Origin of the sequence: Blastopirellula marina (genome assembly GCF_002967765.1) — a bacterium.
In the GTDB taxonomy this organism is placed as follows: Bacteria; Planctomycetota; Planctomycetia; order Pirellulales; family Pirellulaceae; genus Bremerella; species Bremerella marina_A.
This window is the reverse complement of the sequence record NZ_PUHY01000012.1, coordinates 824,257-841,425: the sequence shown is the minus strand read 5'-3', so window position 1 is coordinate 841,425 and position 17,169 is coordinate 824,257. Positions and strand designations below refer to the sequence as shown.

The window sequence follows — 17,169 nt, the reverse complement described above, 5'->3', positions numbered from 1 at the left end:
TCCCTCCTAACCCTTTCCCCCCTGATTCATCTATTTGGTGCACGAGCATAAATCCATGAAATCGACATTCGCTTACTTGGCCATCGTGGGTTCGACCTGCGTCGGCATGACAGTAGCAGCCCTACTGCCGGAAGAACGAGTCAGCGCTCAAGAAGCTGAGACCAAACCGGCTGCCAAAGCCGAACCCACCAAGGACTGGCCACAATGGGGTGGTGACTCGAAGCGCAACAATACGCCAACCGCGTCGAACATTCCCACCAACTGGGAAGTCGGCGGATTCGATCGCTCCACCGGCGAATGGCTCAAGGAAGAATCTGAAAACATTAAGTGGGTCGCTCCACTTGGCAGTCAATCGTACGGCAACCCAGTCGTCGCTGACGGTAAGATCTTCGTCGGCACCAACAACGGTAGCGGCTACATCGATCGTTATCCGCCGAAGGTCGATTTGGGCTGCCTGATCTGTTTCGACGAAGCGACCGGTGAATTCCTGTGGCAACACTCCAGCGAAAAGCTGCCAACCGGCCGCGTTCACGACTGGCCGCTGCAAGGTATTTGCTGTGCTCCCTATGTCGAAGGAGATCGCCTCTGGTTTGTGACCAGCCGCGGTGAAGTCCGCTGCCTCGATACCAATGGCTTCCGCGACGGCGAAAACGACGGTCCTTACACCGAAGAGGAATTCACCGGTGAAAAGGAAGCCGACGTCGTTTGGATTTTCGACATGATGAAAGAGATGGGTACCTCGCAGCACAACATGTGCAGCTGTTCCATCACTGCGTTGGGCGACATTCTGTTCGTCAACACATCCAATGGGGTCGACGAATCGCACATTGTGATTCCCTCCACCGAAGCGCCTAGCTTCTTCGCGATGGACAAAAACACAGGCGAAATCTTCTGGACCGACAAATCCCCGCACACCAATATCCTGCATGGACAATGGTCGAGCCCGGCCGTGGCAACACTTGGCGGAGTACCGCAAGTAATCTTTGCTGGTGGCGATGGCTGGATCTATTCGTTTAAGGCCGATAAGGGCAAGGACGGCAAGCCAGAGCTGCTCTGGAAGTTTGATGGTAACCCGAAGACCTCGAAGTGGGTTCTCGGTGGTCGCGGTACACGGAATAACATCATCGCCACTCCGGTCATCTACGACGACAAAGTTTATGTTGCCGTCGGCCAAGACCCAGAACACGGCGAAGGTGAGGGTCACCTCTGGTGCATCGATCCGACCAAGCGTGGTGACGTCAGTGCCGAATTGGCCATGAAAATCGAAGGGAGCCAACGTGTACCTCTCGAACACCGCCGCATCCAAGCGGTGATCGAGAAGGATGGCGAAGTTGCCGTTCCGAATCCAAACAGCGCCGTCATCTGGCACTACTCGACCTTCGATCAAGATGACGATGGCGAAATCGCTTTCGAAGAAACCATGCATCGCAGCATCGGCACTTCGACCATCAAGGACGACATCCTGTACATCGCCGACTTCAGTGGCTTGCTCCACTGCTTGAACGCTAAGACAGGTAAGCCGAACTGGACTTACGACATGTTTGCCGCCGCTTGGGGTTCTGCCCTGATCGTTGACGATCACGTTTACATCGGCGACGAAGACGGCGATGTCGCGGTATTCAAGCTCTCGGCCGATCCAGACGACGCTGAACCCATCGAAGAGATCAACATGGGCAACTCGGTCTACTCGACACCGATCGTTGCCAACGGTGTCTTGTACATCGCCAACAAGACGCACCTCTTCGCGATTACCCAAGACGGTAAGTAACCAACGCCGCTCTTTGGTCATCAAACATTACGCGGGAGTAGCAGCAATGCTCTCCCGCGTTTTTTTGTTTTCCAACCGCATACTTTCATGCAACGCTTCCCATCACAAATCAGGTTTACTCATGCCTAAACAGGTTCTCGACGTTGGCAACTGTGGATATGACCACAGCTCGCTCAAGTCGCTTATCGAACGAAACTTTGACGCAAAGGTCCTTCAATCGCACGGCCCGGCCGACACTTTAAAAATGCTGCGCGAACAAACGTTCGCTCTGATAGTCATTAATCGTAAGCTCGATCGCGATCATGCCGACGGCATCGAACTGATGAAGACGATCAAAGCAGATGAGCAACTTTCTCAAACGCCGGTCATGCTGCTCTCGAACTACGAGGACGCTCAGGCCGCCGCCGAGGAAGCAGGTGCCGTCCCAGGCTTTGGCAAACTAGCCTTGGGGAAAGAATCGACGCTCAAGAAGCTGGAACCGTATTTGGGCTGACAAATGACCGAGATAAGCTGGAACGATTTTGAAGCGGTCGAACTCCGTGTAGGCACAATCATTGAAGCTGAAGACTTCCCCGAAGCCAGACGCCCCGCCTATAAGCTGAAAATCGACTTCGGCGAACCGATCGGCATCAAGAAATCGAGTGCTCAGATTACAAAGCTCTACAAACGCGAGGAACTCGTCGGCCGGCAAATCGTCGCCGTCACCAACTTCCCGCCGAAGCAAATCGGTCCTATCCGCAGCGAAGTCCTTGTGACTGGTTTCATTGGCGAAGAGGGAGCCGTCACACTTGCCGTGCCGGACAAGCCGGTCCCCAACGGCAGCCGTTTGGCATAGGCCGAACGATCGTTATCATCGCGAGCTTCGAGTTCACCTCGAAAACCGCCAGGGGCAATCCCGTGACGATCACTTCATGATTTGCTGCGAGATGCAGTGAAACGCGCCGAGCCCCCATACCAGGTCGATCGCATCGATTGGCACGATCTTTCGTTCGGGGAATGCCTGCTGCAGCGCGTCACATGCTTTCTCATCGGCGTCATCACCAAACTGCGGCACGATGACAATTCCATTGGCAACGTAGAAGTTACAGTAGCTGGCCGGCAGCCGCTGCTCATCCTGATGTTTAGCCTTAGGCATAAACAGAGGGACGACTTCCAGCGATTGCCCGTTTTGGTCGGTCAGTTTCTGCAGCTCTTGGAAATTGGCTTGCAGCGGTTCGTAGTTCTCGTCGCTATTGTCTTCTTCGTAGGCAGCCAGAACCACGTTCTTACTGACAAATCTCGCCAGTTCGTCGATGTGGCCGTCGGTATCGTCTCCGGCGATCCCACGATGCAGCCACAAGATCTTTTCAGCGCAGAGGTAGTCACACAGAAACTTCTCGGTTTCTGCTTGCGAAAGATGGGGATTGCGGTTGGGATTGAGCAAACATTCCGTGGTGCTCAACACGAGCCCCGCCCCGTTACCGTCGACGGCGCCACCTTCCATCACGATGCCTGGTTGAAAGCGGCCGAACCCCAGCTTCTCACTCAAGCGGCTTGGCACGGCGTCGTCGTTATCCCATGGAGGATACTTGCCGCCCCACGCGTTGTAATTCCAATCGACCGCCATCCAAGGCTTCCCTTTGGGGGCCTCCAAAAAGCTTGGGCCATGGTCGCGTGCCCAAGCATCGTTGGTCGGAATCGCGTGGATCGAAACATTCGGCAGATGTCCGACCAAATCTTCGGCCTGGGTCAGTACCTCTCCGGCGGCGGCCAGGATATGAACGTCCTCCACTTCCGACAACGCCGTCACCAACTTCTTGTAGACGCCAGGTACCGGCTCGAACTTGCCTGGCCACGAGTCGCGATTATGGGGCCACGAGAGCAGCGTCCCGATGTGCGGTTCCCATTCGGCTGGCCAGCGATATCCTTCTTCTTTAGGCGTAAGCCGCTCGCTCATGTGGTGATATCCCCATCGATGAATCGCTTGGTCAGTCCGCTATAGGCATCGATGCGACGATCGCGCAGAAACGGCCAGTGCGTTCTTGAAAAGTCGATCTGGGCCAAGTTACATTCCACAATCAGCGTCTCTTCCTGATCGTGCGAGGCCACCTCCAGCAGCGTTCCGGTCGGATCGACCACGAACGAATGTCCCCAGAACTCGATGTTCTCTTCGATGCCAACCCGGTTGGGGGCCGCCACGAACACGCCGTTAGCGATCGCGTGGCTCCGCATCATTGTCTCCCAAGCGGATACCTGTGCTGGGCCGTACTCTTCCTTCTCGGGATGCAGCCAACCAATCGCGGTCGGGTAAACCAGAATCTGCGCACCGGTGAGGGCAGTCAAGCGAGCCGCTTCCGGGAACCATTGATCCCAGCAAATGCAAACGCCCACTCGGCCGAACTTGGTATCGAAGGTCCTGAACCCGACATCCCCCGGCGTGAAGTAAAACTTCTCGTAGTAGTGCGGATCGTCTGGGATGTGCATCTTGCGATAGATCCCCAGAAACGCCCCATCGGCATCGAATACAGCAGCCGTGTTGTGATAGACACCTTCGGTCCGCTTCTCGAACAGGGAAGCAACGACCACCACGCCATGCTGCTTCGCGGCGGCTTGAATTCGCTCGCTGGTTGGGCCAGGAATCGGCTCTGCCAATTCGAACTGGATGTGGTCTTCCGTCTGGCAGAAGTAGAGCCCAGGAAACAACTCCTGAAGACAAACGATGTTCGCCCCCTTCTTCGCCGCATCGGCAATCTTCTCGATCGCTTTGTCGACATTTGCCTGCTTGTTGGCGGTACATGTCATCTGCACAACCGCGACGTTGACCTTATCCGGTTTGCTCATTTTTCTAGCTTCTTTCCCTCGTGAATTCCCTGTAAGGCGAACTGGCAAAATGGTACTCTTTCCCCTATGAACGGAAAACCACCACAGGGACTCTTCATTACCGGAAATAATACGGGCGTCGGCAAGACCCACGTGGCCGGTTTGATCGCTGAAAGCCTCAGAAATGCAGGCAAACGAGTCGGCGTGTATAAACCGGCGGCCAGCGGTATGATCTGGCGCGACGGAGAACCCCTGTGGGAAGACGTCCAAGCACTATGGGAAAAGTCGGGGAGAATCTGGGATCCGCTGTCAATCTGCCCCCAAACCTTCACGGCGCCGCTCGCTCCACATTTAGCCGCCAGGGCCGAAGGGAAGGAACTCGATACCAAGCTCCTGAGAACTGGGCTCGAATTCTGGATCGAGCAGCATGAGGCTGGCGCCTGCGATCTGATCCTGGTTGAAGGAGCCGGTGGGCTCATGTCCCCCATGTCCGACGAGGACTACGTCGCGGACCTGGCCATGGAGTTTGGTTTCCCGCTGATCGTCGTGGCGGCCAATCGCTTAGGCGTAATCAACGAAACACTGCAAACCTTAATCACGGCAACTTCTTACACCGACGGTTTGCCTATTGCCGGAGTCGTTCTGAACGACGTCTCTCACCACGAGGATGATGCCAGCCGTACATCCAACCGAGCCGAACTCGAATCCCGCTGTGGAGTTCCGATTCTAACGCATACGCCATTTAACGCGGATTCGATTCCCGACCCAGTGGATTGGGTATCGCTAGCGGATCTATCTCGGTACTAAGCCAAAATTTCAGTGTTCGGTAAGAATCCCCCACTTTCGCTGCTGTCGACGAAGCAGTTCACGTTCTCCCAAAAATCTAGAAAATTGTCGTTTCTTGGAAATCGTTCTCCACGACACGCTCGTCTCACCAGTCGAGCTCACTGAAAAGGCGAAAGACTCATCCGAAAACCAAATTGTGCGGATCAAGAACGATGAAAAAGACATGGATTCTGACCCCCTTGCTGCTCGGTGTCGCGATCTGGGGCTGTAGTGCGCAACCTCAAACGGCCCTCGACTCCGCCCCAGGCCAGGAAGCCCCCAACGCCAGTAGCTCTCCTGCCCAGGTAGTCGACAAGGAACTGTTGAGCCGACCGTTGGAAGAAGCCGAAAGCGTCGTCGAAATAGAAGAACTTGCCGACGATTCTTTAGCGACGCCGCCTGTACGCATGGTAAGAGCGAAGGATTCGCCGGTAAGCGACTTAAAATTCCAGTCTGGCGTTGCCCCACAGGAAGGCGACGGTGCTGCTCCTGCGATGATGGGCGGTGCTTACGGAGATCCTAGCAGCGGCCCTGGTGGTTATGGTGGCGCTGGCGGATACGGCGCTGGCGGATACGGAGGTGGCGGATACGGAGGTGGCGGATACGGAGGTGGCGGTTACGCTCCAGGTGCCGATGCCGGCGGCATGGGTGGCGGTGGCGGATACGACGTTGGCGGCAGCGGCATGGGTGGCGGCTATCCGGGAGGGGCTCCTTCCGACGAGTACGGTGTCCAAGGAATTGATGCTGGCTATGGAGGTGGCTACGGCGAGGCGGCAAAGAAAGCAATGGCACCGCTGGCTGAAATGCCTGTCAACGAAAGTCGCCAGCAGCAAGGTCAAGGACAAGCGGAAGCGTTTCGCCGAGGAGCAACCGAGACGGCGTCCGAATCGAAACAAGACAACCGTGGTTTCGGTATCGCCCCACTAAACGAAGCGATGCAGGTCGCTCCCCTTCCGGCGGTCAGCAATCCTGTCCCTGCCGCTGCAGAGCCTCTCTCTCGTACACGGCGCAACTTAGCAAAGTCGGAATCTGATTTCGAGAATCACCCCTTCGATCCGAACGCCCCAGCGAGGGATGACCTTGCCGGTCAGAAACCGAGCGACGGGGTTGGACCGGGCGAAGGTGGAGACAAGTTTGAACCGATTGAAGAGAACAACTTCATCGCAGTCGCTGATCAACCTCTGTCGACCTTCTCGATCGATGTCGACACCGCTTCTTACTCGAAGATTCGCTCGTACCTCAGTCAGTTCAACCAGCTTCCGCCCCGCGACGCTGTGCGGGTGGAAGAACTGGTCAACTACTTCCAATACGACTATGCCCAACCAACCGACGAACATCCGTTTGCGGCCAACGTGGAAGTCGCCAGTTGCCCCTGGAATCCAACGCATCGCTTAGTGCGAGTGGGCATCAAGGGGAAGGAAGTCGACACGCAAGAGCGACCTGCCAGCAACATTGTGTTCCTGCTGGACGTCTCCGGCTCGATGAATTCGACCAACAAACTGCCGCTGCTGAAGAAGGGCATGAAGATGCTCGTCGATCAACTGGGCGAGAACGACAAGGTTTCCATCGTCGTTTACGCGGGTGCCGCAGGCATGGTCCTCGAACCAACCTACGGTTACGACAAAGCCAAGATTCTGTCTGCACTCGATCGCCTGCAAGCGGGCGGTTCAACCAACGGCGGACAAGGGATTCAGTTGGCCTATAAAACGGCCACCGAAAACTTTATTCAGGGTGGCACCAACCGGGTGATCCTCTGCACGGACGGCGATTTCAATGTCGGAGAAACCAGCACCGGCGGCTTGGTTGAAATGGCCGCCGAGCAGGCCAAGAAGAACATTTACCTAAGCATCCTTGGCTTCGGTATCGGTAATCACAATGACTCGATGCTCGAACAACTCTCGAACAAAGCGAACGGCAACTACGCGTTCATCGACAACGACAAAGAAGCCCAAAAGGTGCTTGTCGAACAGATGAGCGGTACCCTGCTGACGATCGCCAAGGACGTGAAGATCCAGATCGAGTTCAACCCGAAGAAGGTCGCTTCCTACCGCCTGGTCGGTTACGAAAACCGCATCCTGGCCGCTCAAGATTTCAACGACGACAAGAAGGACGCCGGAGAAATCGGCGCTGGGCACACGGTCACGGCGTTCTATGAAATCGTCCCCGCAACTGGCAAGGAAGAACTGGCCGCCGCGGAACCGATGGTCGACGAATTGAAATACCAGACTGAGCGAAAGCCCACCAAAGCCGCCAAGTCGAACGAGCTGATGACCTTGAAGCTTCGTTACAAACAACCGGAAGAGGATGTCAGCACACTGATGACTTATCCGGTGGTGGACGAAGGGCACAAGTTCAATCAGTCGACCGGCGACTTCCAGTTCGCCTCAGCCGTAGCGATGTTCGGTTTGAAACTTCGCGGTGATCGCTTTCACACCGACACTAACTTCGCCGAAATCGAAGAGCTGGTCGCCTCGAACGTCGACGGACCTGGAAGCTCGTATCGGCAAGAGTTTCTGGACATGGTTCGCAAGGTGGGAACGATTGCGAAGTAAAGCGGCAAGGTAAACCGATTCGCTCGCCATGCCCAAACGCCGACGTTTGGGCATGGTTCGTTTCGAAGGACGCGATTTAGCGATTCGCAATTCATCGCGCAACCGATTATCCTGGGCACTCTTAACCCGTACGTTTTTCGGTTGCCCTATGCTTTCTTCCGACCAACCAACGCAAGATGATTCAGGCCTAACTCGTCTACGCGGGGAAGCGTTGCAGAAATGGTATGCCCATAGCAGCAATCTATCGCCTCAGCAGTGGGAGGCAGAGCAGAAAAGACAGGAGGAAGAGCGAAGCGGGGTGGCGAAATCGTTTTTGTGGTTTGCGTTTCCGCTATTCTTCTTGCTTGCTCCCATCAGTGGGTCGTTACTGACGGCGATCTTCGGCGTTTGGCTAGTGATCGGTAGCGGCAATTTTTGGTGGCGTGTTGTGTTGACTATGGGATCGGTTGTGATCCTTGGGCTGGGAAGTCCATTTCTTTACGCTTGGTTGTTGCTGATCCTGTTTGTCTCAACGACACTTGCCTATGCGTCGGCACTGTTACTTCCAAGTTTTTACTTGTTGCCGTGCCGCCCTGTTCAATTCACGCTCTGGCAAATCGGTGGCTGCATAATCATTCTGGCGGCATCGATGGCACTACTCCGAGACACCGGCTTCAGCTTAGATGTCTTTGAGAACCGGCGACTTGCGGTAACGTTCTTTCTCGTTGGCCCACTAGTGGCGTTGAATGTCGTTGTCGCCAGTCTTCCGATGCTGGTACCGACGAGGTATCGAACGGCAATTGTATTTCGCAGTTCCGCGCTGCTGGTGCTAATTGTGCTGCCCATAGTCGAACTGGTCGTGATCCATCGTTTCCTAGATACGCGGTGGTATCATTATGAATTTGACGCATTCCTGATCATGTCCCACCTTGTGGGCCCGCTCGTCGTGTGGCTGCTGGTTTATACCATGGAAGGTGCCCTGGCTTTCTGCGAAGTAGCCCCCCCTTTGCTCGGCGAGCGAACAGTCGAAGAGGATCCATTCAGCGACGTTATTCCACCGTCCTCGATTTGACGCCCAAGAGTTTGCCTTGCAACGGGAACACATGACGGAGATGATAGGCACTTCCAATCAGCTCCCCGTCTCGTTTCAACAGCTAGGACAACATGACCTGTAGGCTTCTGCGGTGGACGATTTTCTGCTTCTGTCTTTTGGTGGGACTCGCGGCACAAATGCAGGCTGCCGAGTTTCTCGTGCTGTCCGACATCCACTTCAATCCGATGGCCGGATTGAATCAGGCTCAATTCAAAGCCCTGCAACAACTGCCGGCAGAGCAGTGGCCGGGGTTCTTTGAGTCGCTGAAGCAACCGCCGCCGGCCTATGGTAGCGACAGTAACTTCGCGCTGATGGTCTCGGCACTCGACGCCGCGCAGCAGCGTTTGCCGGAACCTGCGTTCATCCTCTATCCCGGCGACTTCCTTGCTCATGATTGGCAAGCTAATTACGACAAACTAGCCGGGGAAACGATTGCCCAGAACCCTCAGGCTTATCGTGATTTCACCAACAAAGCGTTGGCAGTCGTTGCCCAGGAATTCAAAAAACGATTTCCAGATACGCCGATATTGGCAACATTAGGAAACGATGACTCGTATTGCGGCGACTACTGGATTCAGCCGGGTGGGTCGTTTCTCAAGTCGTTCGGACAAATCTGGCAACCACTACTCCATGGTACGGTCGATCAAGATTCGTTTCGACAAGAGTTCTCGGAGCTCGGTGCCTATCGAGCGGAACTCCCTGGCTTACCAGCAGATCGATTGCTGGTCTTGAATTCGGTACTATGGTCCGGCAGTTACTGCTGTGCGTATCACGCTCCTGGCAAACAAAACTGCTGCGATTGTACCGACCCAGGTACCGCGCCAGGCAGAGCGCTAATGGGTTGGTTGAAGGAAGAACTAGCTCAAGCGCGAACCGAGAAGAAGCGGGTCTGGCTGCTAATGCATGTTCCGCCAGGGCTCGATAGCTACGTCGAAGAGAAGGATAGCGGCAAGAGCAAAGCGGCCGAGCTATGGACCGATGAATTCACCACGCGTTACCTCTCCATCATCGACGAATATCGAGATGTCCTGCACGTGTCGTTCACAGGGCATACCCACATGGATGACTTCCGTATCGATCGTATTGACGGTCAGCCGATCCTTCTTCACAAGATTGCACCGGCGGTCAGTCCGATCTTCGGAAACAATTCGGCATTTCAAGTCTTTCAAATCGATGATCAATCGACGGTGATCTCGAACTGGCAAGTCGAATACCTTGATCTCGCGGCACTCAAAAAAAGGGGAAGCGAAACCTGGAAACAGGAATACGATGCGAAGGAGGCCTACGGGTTCCAACATGTGACGGCGGCGTCGATCAATCGCGTGTTCACAAAGATGCGACTCGATCTCCAAAGCCCCGCGGCTGAAGACTACGCCAAGTATTACCAGGTGAGTACCAACACAATCACGAAGAAAGATTTGCCAATCTACCTGTGTACTGTACTGAACGCGACATTCGAGTCGTTCACCCAGTGTTTACGTCTGCACGGCCTTGAAAAGCCAATCCACGTTGCCGAGCCTGCCGAACTCCGTAGAAACGCTGGTGGGATTGGGGCACCGAAACGATAGACAACACATTTACCTTAGCTGGCCATGCACAAAAAAACGCTCGACCAGGTCGCTGGACGAGCGTTTGATAGATGTTCGCAGGGGAAGTTCGGTTTACTTCTTCACACGTTCTACGTACGAACCATCGCGGGTATCGACTCTGATCACGTCGCCCAGGTTCACGAAAGCAGGAACTTGGATTTCGGCACCGGTTTCGATTGTGGCTGGCTTGGTCACGTTTGTCGCGGTGTTACCTTTGGCACCTGGCTCACAGTAGGTGACTTCCATTTCGACCTGAATCGGTGGAGTCATGTCCAATGGATTACCGTTGAACAGGGTCATCATGCACTTCATCCCGTCCTTCAGGAACTTCCAACCGTCCCCTACGGCATCGGCGTCCAACTCGTACTGTTCGAACGAGGTGTTGTCCATGAATACCCACGTTTCGCCTTGCTTATACAAGAACTGCACGTCAGTTTCTTCGACGTCAGCCGATTCTAACGTTTCGCCACCACGGTAGGTCCGATCGAGCGTGGTGCCCCGGATCAGGTTCTTAAGCCGACACTTGTACAAAGCGTTTCCCTTGCCCGGCTTCACAAAGTTGCATTCGGACATGATGTAGGGCTCGCCGTCGATCTGAACCTTCAAACCTTTACGAAAATCGCTAGTACTGTATTGCACGTGGGGACTCGCTGAAAAAAGATATCCGTCGTCTATCCAAGGCCTTCAGGACCCCTGTTGGGCCTGGGCTTTCTTGTAAAATGGAAAGATGAACATTGTAACTACCGAAACGCAATCTGCGAGTGGCAATTGTATCGCGCGTGATGTCCCGTCGCCTAGCGAGGGTTGGCGAGCGTCGATGCGGGCTGCTTTTCGCCGCCTGGACGAGCTGTGCCGCTTCTTGCAGTTGCCAGCCGACTTGGCCACTTCCGGGTTAACCGCAGCGGACAGCTTCCCCTTGTTCGTGCCCCGCGAGTTCGCCGCCAAAATGCAGCCAGGCGATCCGCACGATCCACTTCTCCGACAGGTGCTACCGGTCAAGCAGGAAACCTTTCCTGCTGAAGGATTTACGGCGAATCCTGTTGGTGATCATGAAGCGACTCTTACCCCCGGCTTGCTGCAGAAGTATCATGGCCGGGCGTTGATGATTACGACGGGGGCGTGCGCGGTGCATTGCCGTTACTGTTTCCGTCGCCATTTTCCCTATGGCGAAAGTCCCAAAGGTATTGATGCCTGGGAAACGGCGCTGAAAGCGATCGGGGAAGACAAATCGCTTCACGAAATCTTACTTTCCGGCGGCGATCCGCTGACGCTGACCGACCCGATTTTGGAGCAACTTGTCGAGAAAATTGCCCAAGTTAGCCACATTCGACGTTTGAGGATCCATACCCGCTTACCAGTGATGATTCCCAGCCGGGTGAACGATCGTCTAGTTTCTTGGCTCACCCGAACCCGATTGAAGCCGATCGTGGTTATTCACGTGAACCACCCGCAGGAACTGGGGAATGATGTGATTGCCGCCCTGGGCCGCTTGAACGAAGCTGGCGTGCCGCTGCTCAACCAGAGCGTGCTCCTCCGTCACGTAAATGACAACGTGGAAACATTGACCGAACTTTCCGAGCGATTATTTGATAGCCACGTGATGCCATACTACCTGCATCAGCTAGACCACGTGCAAGGCGCAGCCCACTTTCTAGTACCACGCGAGGCGGGAATTGCGATCGTCGAATCAATGCGAAAGCGGTTACCTGGTTATCTTGTGCCGCGATATGTGGAAGAAATCGCGGGAGACGCGAACAAGCGAGTCATCGCCTAGGCCATCGTCAAGAAAGAGAAAAAGGCGACCGACGGAAATCGGTCACCTTTGTCGAGTACGACAGTTATTGGCCCTACTTCGAGGGCGCTGGTTCTTTCAAGAGTTCTTGGATCTCAACATCAAGCTTCTTGGCGATATCCTCGCTGATCCCAGCATTGACCTTCTTCACTTTCCCATCGCGACCAACGATCACCATGTGCGGAATCGCCGATACTGCATAGTACTTGTAGAAATCCTCCGAGTCCTTCATGACCGCGGTTGGATAGTTCAAGTGGTACATCTTCGTTAGCTTCGTGAGGGCGGCCTGCTCCTCTTTCGGATCAGCGTTGCCGCTTTCCGACTGTTGAGGTCGCTCGGATCCTTCAGGCCATGTGAAGTCGAAGTACTGCGTCACGCCGACGACTTGGAACCCTTGGTCTCCGTACTTCTCTTGCCACTCGATCAAATGGGGGAAGCTGGCGATGCAAGGACCACACCAGATTGCCCAGAAGTCGAACAGCACGACTTTACCTTGGAGTTCTTCCGTAGTGATCGGCTTTCCATTGACCCAGGCATCGGCTTCGATCGGTAACATCTCCTTACCGACAACGGCGTCGTAGGCCTTGAGACGTTCGACGTTCCCTTCCATCGACCGCAGCATCAATTCGGCGCGCTTGAGTGCCAGTTTGGCTTCCGAGTCGGTTGCTTTTTCAGTGGTGGAAGCGATAAACTCCCCTTCGCTCTTCAGCGCAGCTTCAATCATTTTCACATCGTCCATGCTTTGCGAGAGAACCATCATCAACTTCATGGTGTAACGCTTGATCCCCTCGACGTCGTCTGGCGACTTGGTCACTTCTTCCTTCAGTCCCTCCAAAGTCGTGCGTTGAAGTTTGATCTGTTCGGCAAAGAGATCGAGAGCTTGATTGACCTGTCCAACGATCGCCTCGGCTTCCTCACTGCCCTCGGTTTTGACTTCACTCATTGCTTTGCGAAGCGCATCGACCTGGATCTTGGCTTGTTCAGGAGATTCCCGGATGACCGCATCAATGGCTTGCAGATTTTGGCGAGCGAACTCGACCAACTTTTGCGGATCGGCATCAGACTCGAAGGTCTTGAGCTGATCGGAACCTACCAGCGCGGGATTGTCACCGGCAGAAGCACCAGGCTTAGCTGGCCCACCAATGCCTGGCATCTTGGCTTGATCTCCACTTTGGGCTTCGCCGGCACAACCTACGGCAGCCAAAAGCAACAGTGTCACCAGTGATACACGTGTCATAGTAGAAGAAATCCTTTGCTATGGAGTCACCGCTGCGAGCATGATGCCTAGCGGAGTTAGGGCGGGAGATTTTGACGGGGGAGACGGAAGTCGTGATCGACGGGATCTTCCGTCTTAGTCAGACGTTTCCCCAATTATTGGAGAAACCATAGGCATGGCCAGCCAGATTCCGTGAGAAAAGCGATAAATCGATGCGAAGTAGCGTCTTATCCCACACGCACGATGCGTATTACTGCTCTAATCGGCGGTGTTCTTTAAAGCCTCGTCGATCACGGCCTGTAGATTTAGATCGCCTGATGCGACGCTATCCATGATCGAATCGACACGAGTATCCAGGTCGTACTCCTGAACGCGAGCAATGACACGGCCAATTTCCTCTTCGGAGAGATTCTGCCCCTGCAGGTAATCAGCAAGTTCTCGGTATGGATCAGCTTCAGACATGGCTTCCTCTAATTGTTGCACGATCGACCGCACAGAATTGACTTGTGGGAGTTCAGAAATTCTCGATTTCGGTCTCGCCTCGTGGTAAGTTAAAGCGACGACTCCTCCCTCCCGATCCTTTCATCTTACCTCACGACTCATCATGATCGAGATTTCGACCCGCACATTTCCCGTTCGTTGGCTCGCTTGTTTAACCCTCTTGCTGCTGCCAGCGGCGGGTTATGCGGAAGATTCCGCCTGGAAGCCAGTACCCCAAGGCGATCCGACATCGTGGCCAGCTTGGCGTGGGCCGCTGGGCGATGGCCTTAGCGAAGCAAAAAATGTTCCGACAAAGTGGAGCGCCACCGAGAATCTGGCGTGGCAAACGCCACTGGCCGGCTGGGGCGACTCGACACCGGCGATTGTCGGCGACCATGTCTTTCTCACGTTGCAAAACGATGCCAACGAACTACGGCTACTGCGTTTGGATGCGGCCACAGGCCAAGTTGAATTGAACATCCTGGTCGACAATGCCGAGACTCCGCGCGAGGCACCTCGACGCAGTTCCCAGAAGTTCCACAACTTGCACAATATGGCCAGCCCCTCTCCGGTTGTCAGTGGCGACTCAGTCGTGGTCCACTTCGGCAACGGGTTGCTGGCGACCTACTCGCTGGATGGCGAAGAACGTTGGCGACACAATTTGCAGTCGGAATATGGCGAATACACGATCTGGTGGGGGCATGCCAACAGTCCTGTGGTTTTCGATGGCATGGTGATTTCCGTCTGCATGCAAGACTCTTTGGCAGATCTGCGTAAGAATCCAGTGGAGAGTTACGTGGTCGCTCATGATCTGAAAACGGGCGAGCGACGGTGGTTTACCAAACGAATGCCAGAAGGAACGGCTGAAGAATTGGACGCCTACACAACGCCTCTTTTGGTTCAGAAGGATGGTCACACCCAAATCATCATCATGGGCGGAAATGCGTTGGACGCTTACAATCCCCAAACTGGCAAGCAATTGTGGCATTTACCGAAATTGGTTGGCGGACGCACAGTCACTGGGCCCGTGCTGGGAGATGGAACAATCTTCACCACGCGGGGTATGCGCAAGCCGCTTCTTGCCGTGAAACTGGCGGAGTTCAAAGGACTCGTTCCCGAAGAAGCGATCGAATGGACAGTCGAAAAAACGACACCTGATACTCCCTCGCCCGTGTTCCTGGATGGCATGCTGTTCACCGTCACTGACGACGGCATTGCCAATTGCTACGACGCCGAGACAGGCGATCTGCATTGGCGAGAACGTCTGGGAGGCAACTTCAAAGCTTCACCGGTCGCAGCTGATGGGAAGATTTATTTCATCAATATCGACGGCAAGTGCATCGTCGTCGCAGCGAAGACAGAGTTTGAAGAAGTGGCCGTGAACCAACTTAACGACACCACGATTGCCTCACCGGCGATCGCCCACGGGAAACTCTTCATTCGCGGGAAGAAGTCGCTGTACTGCATTGGGAATTAGCCTTCAGCAAACCGACTACTGGCCACCAGAAACTGGTGGCTTCTTGTCGAGGCGTTTGATTTGAATCTGAATCTTGCCGACGTTATCCGCCAACTCGGCAGGGCTCTCGTTCACCTTCAGAAATAACGTCGCTGGTCCAGCTGGATACAGTTCTGTACCAAATCCGACGGGATATGATTTTGCGAGATCCGTGATCGAAGTACCGTTCCAGTGCTCATTGCGAAGGCTGCCTAACAGAACGCCCAGTGGCTTTCCCTTCCAATAGTGGATCGTCACTCCGTTGGGCTCGCACATCCACGGCTGGCCATCGTTGCGAATCTCGTACTGGCCAATCGCTCGTACTTCGTAAACGACGTTGGGTTCGAGTGCGATTCCCGTCGATTGCCAGCCGCGGTCGGTGGCGATCTCTGCAGTGGCCGTTTCACCAACCATCGGCACTGAATCTTGGTAAACGACCTCGTTCCGCTCCCAATCGTAGCCGTAATCCGCATTGATGGTGAACACCTGCCAGTTCTCTGACAGCTTCGGCATGACCGCGCCCAAGCGATCGAACAGACGCTCGCTGAACCCTCCGGTCAGCTTTACCTGGCTAACCATCTCTCGAAATGCTTCCTTCGAGAGGCTGTGATTGTCGAGAAACGCACACACGCCCCAGCACCAAGCGTACGGCCGGTTCTCAAGAAACGCCTTTTGAGGGGTCGCCATCACGCTGACCAGCGAAAGCGTTTTCCCTTCCTTCACTTCATCTTGAATGATCTTGATGCGCCCCCACATCGGTGTCGCCTCTTTCGAGGGAGGCATCACCCTGGTTGTCAGCTGGCCGTTGTCCCACGTGTGTGTGCCGAAATGCTCGGCCATTCCTTCCATGTACCAAGGAGGTCCCGCCCCACCCAGCAAGATGTACATGAACGCGTGCGTACCTTCGTGCAGCAGTAGATGTCGACGGTAATAATCGCTTGGCTGATCCAACAACCAAACCGCGTCCCCTTGGTAGTAGCCGTGCAAAAACTCAGGCAAGCTATCCGGGAAGAGACCAGCCTGGCGGAACTTGTCTTTGCCTGACATCAATACGGCTTTGATTTTCCAATCAGCGTTCTGTACTGGATCGACTTTGAAGTATTCGCACCATTGAGGAAACGCCGCATCAAAGACTTGGGGCAACTCATCGATTGAAGCGGATGATTCCAAGTCGGTGTAGATCTGAACGTGCTTCCCTTCAATCACGCGGATTCCGGCGGCCTCGAGCTTTGCAGGATCGGCCGTAAACTGAACTTCCGGTTCGATCCGCCCGACCTTCAGGCGTTTTTTCAATCGATCCGAATTCATGAATCCGTTTCCGAAGAAATCACCGGATTCTTCCTTCGGTTTCGTTGTGTCGCCAACTGTCGCCGAACGAACCGCTGGTGGTTTCGACTTCTCTGGCTTTGGCGCAGGCTTCTGCTTCTCCGACGACTGAGCGACAGGAGTCGAGTCCGATTCTGACTTGCTGCAACCCAGCAGCAGAATCGGGATGCAGAAGATGACGAAGATCGTTCGGTTCATGGGCCGCCTCTGCCCCAAGAGAAGACAAAAGTTCGATTTGGTGTTATTTTAGACGAA

General features: G+C 54.7%; 15 protein-coding genes. 9 read left to right on the top strand and 6 right to left on the bottom strand.

The genetic code is table 11. The features are described from left to right. Positions 1 to 55: 55 nt before the first annotated feature. The 3 genes from C5Y83_RS19975 to C5Y83_RS19965 all read left to right on the top strand — a co-directional run bounded on the left by C5Y83_RS19975 (position 56) and on the right by C5Y83_RS19965 (position 2,603). Positions 56 to 1,768 (top strand): PQQ-binding-like beta-propeller repeat protein, encoded by a 1,713-nt coding sequence (locus C5Y83_RS19975; protein WP_105331507.1) that lies wholly within the window; start codon positions 56 to 58, stop codon positions 1,766 to 1,768. 121 nt (positions 1,769 to 1,889) lie between these two features. Continuing rightward, a complete protein-coding gene (locus C5Y83_RS19970) occupies positions 1,890 to 2,261 on the top strand; it encodes a response regulator (RefSeq protein ID WP_105331506.1) in 372 nt (123 codons plus the stop codon). 3 nt (positions 2,262 to 2,264) lie between these two features. Further along, entirely contained in the window at positions 2,265 to 2,603 is a 339-nt protein-coding gene (locus tag C5Y83_RS19965) for a tRNA-binding protein (protein ID WP_105331505.1), read from the top strand. Positions 2,604 to 2,672: 69 nt separating this feature from the next. Here C5Y83_RS19965 and C5Y83_RS19960 read toward each other — a convergent pair whose 3' ends face one another. Both C5Y83_RS19960 and C5Y83_RS19955 read right to left on the bottom strand, forming a co-directional pair. Then, the gene (locus C5Y83_RS19960; protein ID WP_105331504.1) at positions 2,673 to 3,704 is read right to left on the bottom strand and encodes an agmatine/peptidylarginine deiminase; all 1,032 of its coding nucleotides are present in this window, start codon (positions 3,702 to 3,704) and stop codon (positions 2,673 to 2,675) included. After that, the gene (locus C5Y83_RS19955; RefSeq protein ID WP_105331503.1) at positions 3,701 to 4,588 is read right to left on the bottom strand and encodes a carbon-nitrogen hydrolase; all 888 of its coding nucleotides are present in this window, start codon (positions 4,586 to 4,588) and stop codon (positions 3,701 to 3,703) included. Before C5Y83_RS19955 ends, C5Y83_RS19960 begins: the two co-directional genes overlap by 4 nt. A 66-nt stretch (positions 4,589 to 4,654) precedes the next feature. On the opposite strand from C5Y83_RS19955, the gene bioD reads away from it, so the two are divergent. The 4 genes from bioD (at position 4,655) to C5Y83_RS19935 (ending at position 10,584) form a co-directional block, all read left to right on the top strand. Then, positions 4,655 to 5,374 carry a dethiobiotin synthase gene (gene bioD, locus C5Y83_RS19950; RefSeq protein WP_105331502.1) on the top strand — a complete coding sequence of 240 codons (720 nt, stop codon included), beginning with the start codon at positions 4,655 to 4,657 and terminating at the stop codon, positions 5,372 to 5,374. A gap of 191 nt (positions 5,375 to 5,565) precedes the next feature. Beyond that, entirely contained in the window at positions 5,566 to 7,944 is a 2,379-nt protein-coding gene (locus C5Y83_RS19945) for a vWA domain-containing protein (protein ID WP_199195080.1), read from the top strand. Positions 7,945 to 7,972: 28 nt separating this feature from the next. After that, complete coding sequence (locus C5Y83_RS19940) at positions 7,973 to 8,995, top strand: hypothetical protein (RefSeq protein WP_105331501.1); 1,023 nt, start codon at positions 7,973 to 7,975, stop codon at positions 8,993 to 8,995. A 92-nt stretch (positions 8,996 to 9,087) separates the two neighbouring features. Next, positions 9,088 to 10,584, top strand: coding sequence for a metallophosphoesterase (locus tag C5Y83_RS19935; protein WP_105331500.1), 1,497 nt, complete (start codon positions 9,088 to 9,090; stop codon positions 10,582 to 10,584). A 93-nt stretch (positions 10,585 to 10,677) separates the two neighbouring features. Here the strand turns inward: C5Y83_RS19935 and efp are convergent, their stop codons facing one another. Continuing rightward, positions 10,678 to 11,244 (bottom strand): elongation factor P, encoded by a 567-nt coding sequence (efp, locus tag C5Y83_RS19930; RefSeq protein WP_105331499.1) that lies wholly within the window; start codon positions 11,242 to 11,244, stop codon positions 10,678 to 10,680. Between the two features lie 88 nt (positions 11,245 to 11,332). Here efp and epmB point away from each other — a divergent pair, with 88 nt between their 5' ends. Next, the gene (epmB, locus tag C5Y83_RS19925; protein ID WP_105331498.1) at positions 11,333 to 12,379 is read left to right on the top strand and encodes an EF-P beta-lysylation protein EpmB; all 1,047 of its coding nucleotides are present in this window, start codon (positions 11,333 to 11,335) and stop codon (positions 12,377 to 12,379) included. A gap of 73 nt (positions 12,380 to 12,452) precedes the next feature. Here epmB and C5Y83_RS19920 read toward each other — a convergent pair whose 3' ends face one another. Beyond that, entirely contained in the window at positions 12,453 to 13,634 is a 1,182-nt protein-coding gene (locus tag C5Y83_RS19920) for a TlpA disulfide reductase family protein (protein ID WP_105331497.1), read from the bottom strand. 237 nt (positions 13,635 to 13,871) lie between these two features. Continuing rightward, positions 13,872 to 14,075: a hypothetical protein gene (locus tag C5Y83_RS19915; protein WP_105331496.1), complete on the bottom strand. Its 204-nt coding sequence runs from the start codon at positions 14,073 to 14,075 to the stop codon at positions 13,872 to 13,874. A gap of 142 nt (positions 14,076 to 14,217) precedes the next feature. On the opposite strand from C5Y83_RS19915, the gene C5Y83_RS19910 reads away from it, so the two are divergent. Next, positions 14,218 to 15,570 carry a PQQ-binding-like beta-propeller repeat protein gene (locus C5Y83_RS19910; protein ID WP_105331495.1) on the top strand — a complete coding sequence of 451 codons (1,353 nt, stop codon included), beginning with the start codon at positions 14,218 to 14,220 and terminating at the stop codon, positions 15,568 to 15,570. Between the two features lie 15 nt (positions 15,571 to 15,585). Here C5Y83_RS19910 and C5Y83_RS19905 read toward each other — a convergent pair whose 3' ends face one another. Further along, positions 15,586 to 17,112, bottom strand: coding sequence for a hypothetical protein (locus C5Y83_RS19905; RefSeq protein ID WP_105331494.1), 1,527 nt, complete (start codon positions 17,110 to 17,112; stop codon positions 15,586 to 15,588). Between the last annotated feature and the right edge of the window lie 57 nt (positions 17,113 to 17,169).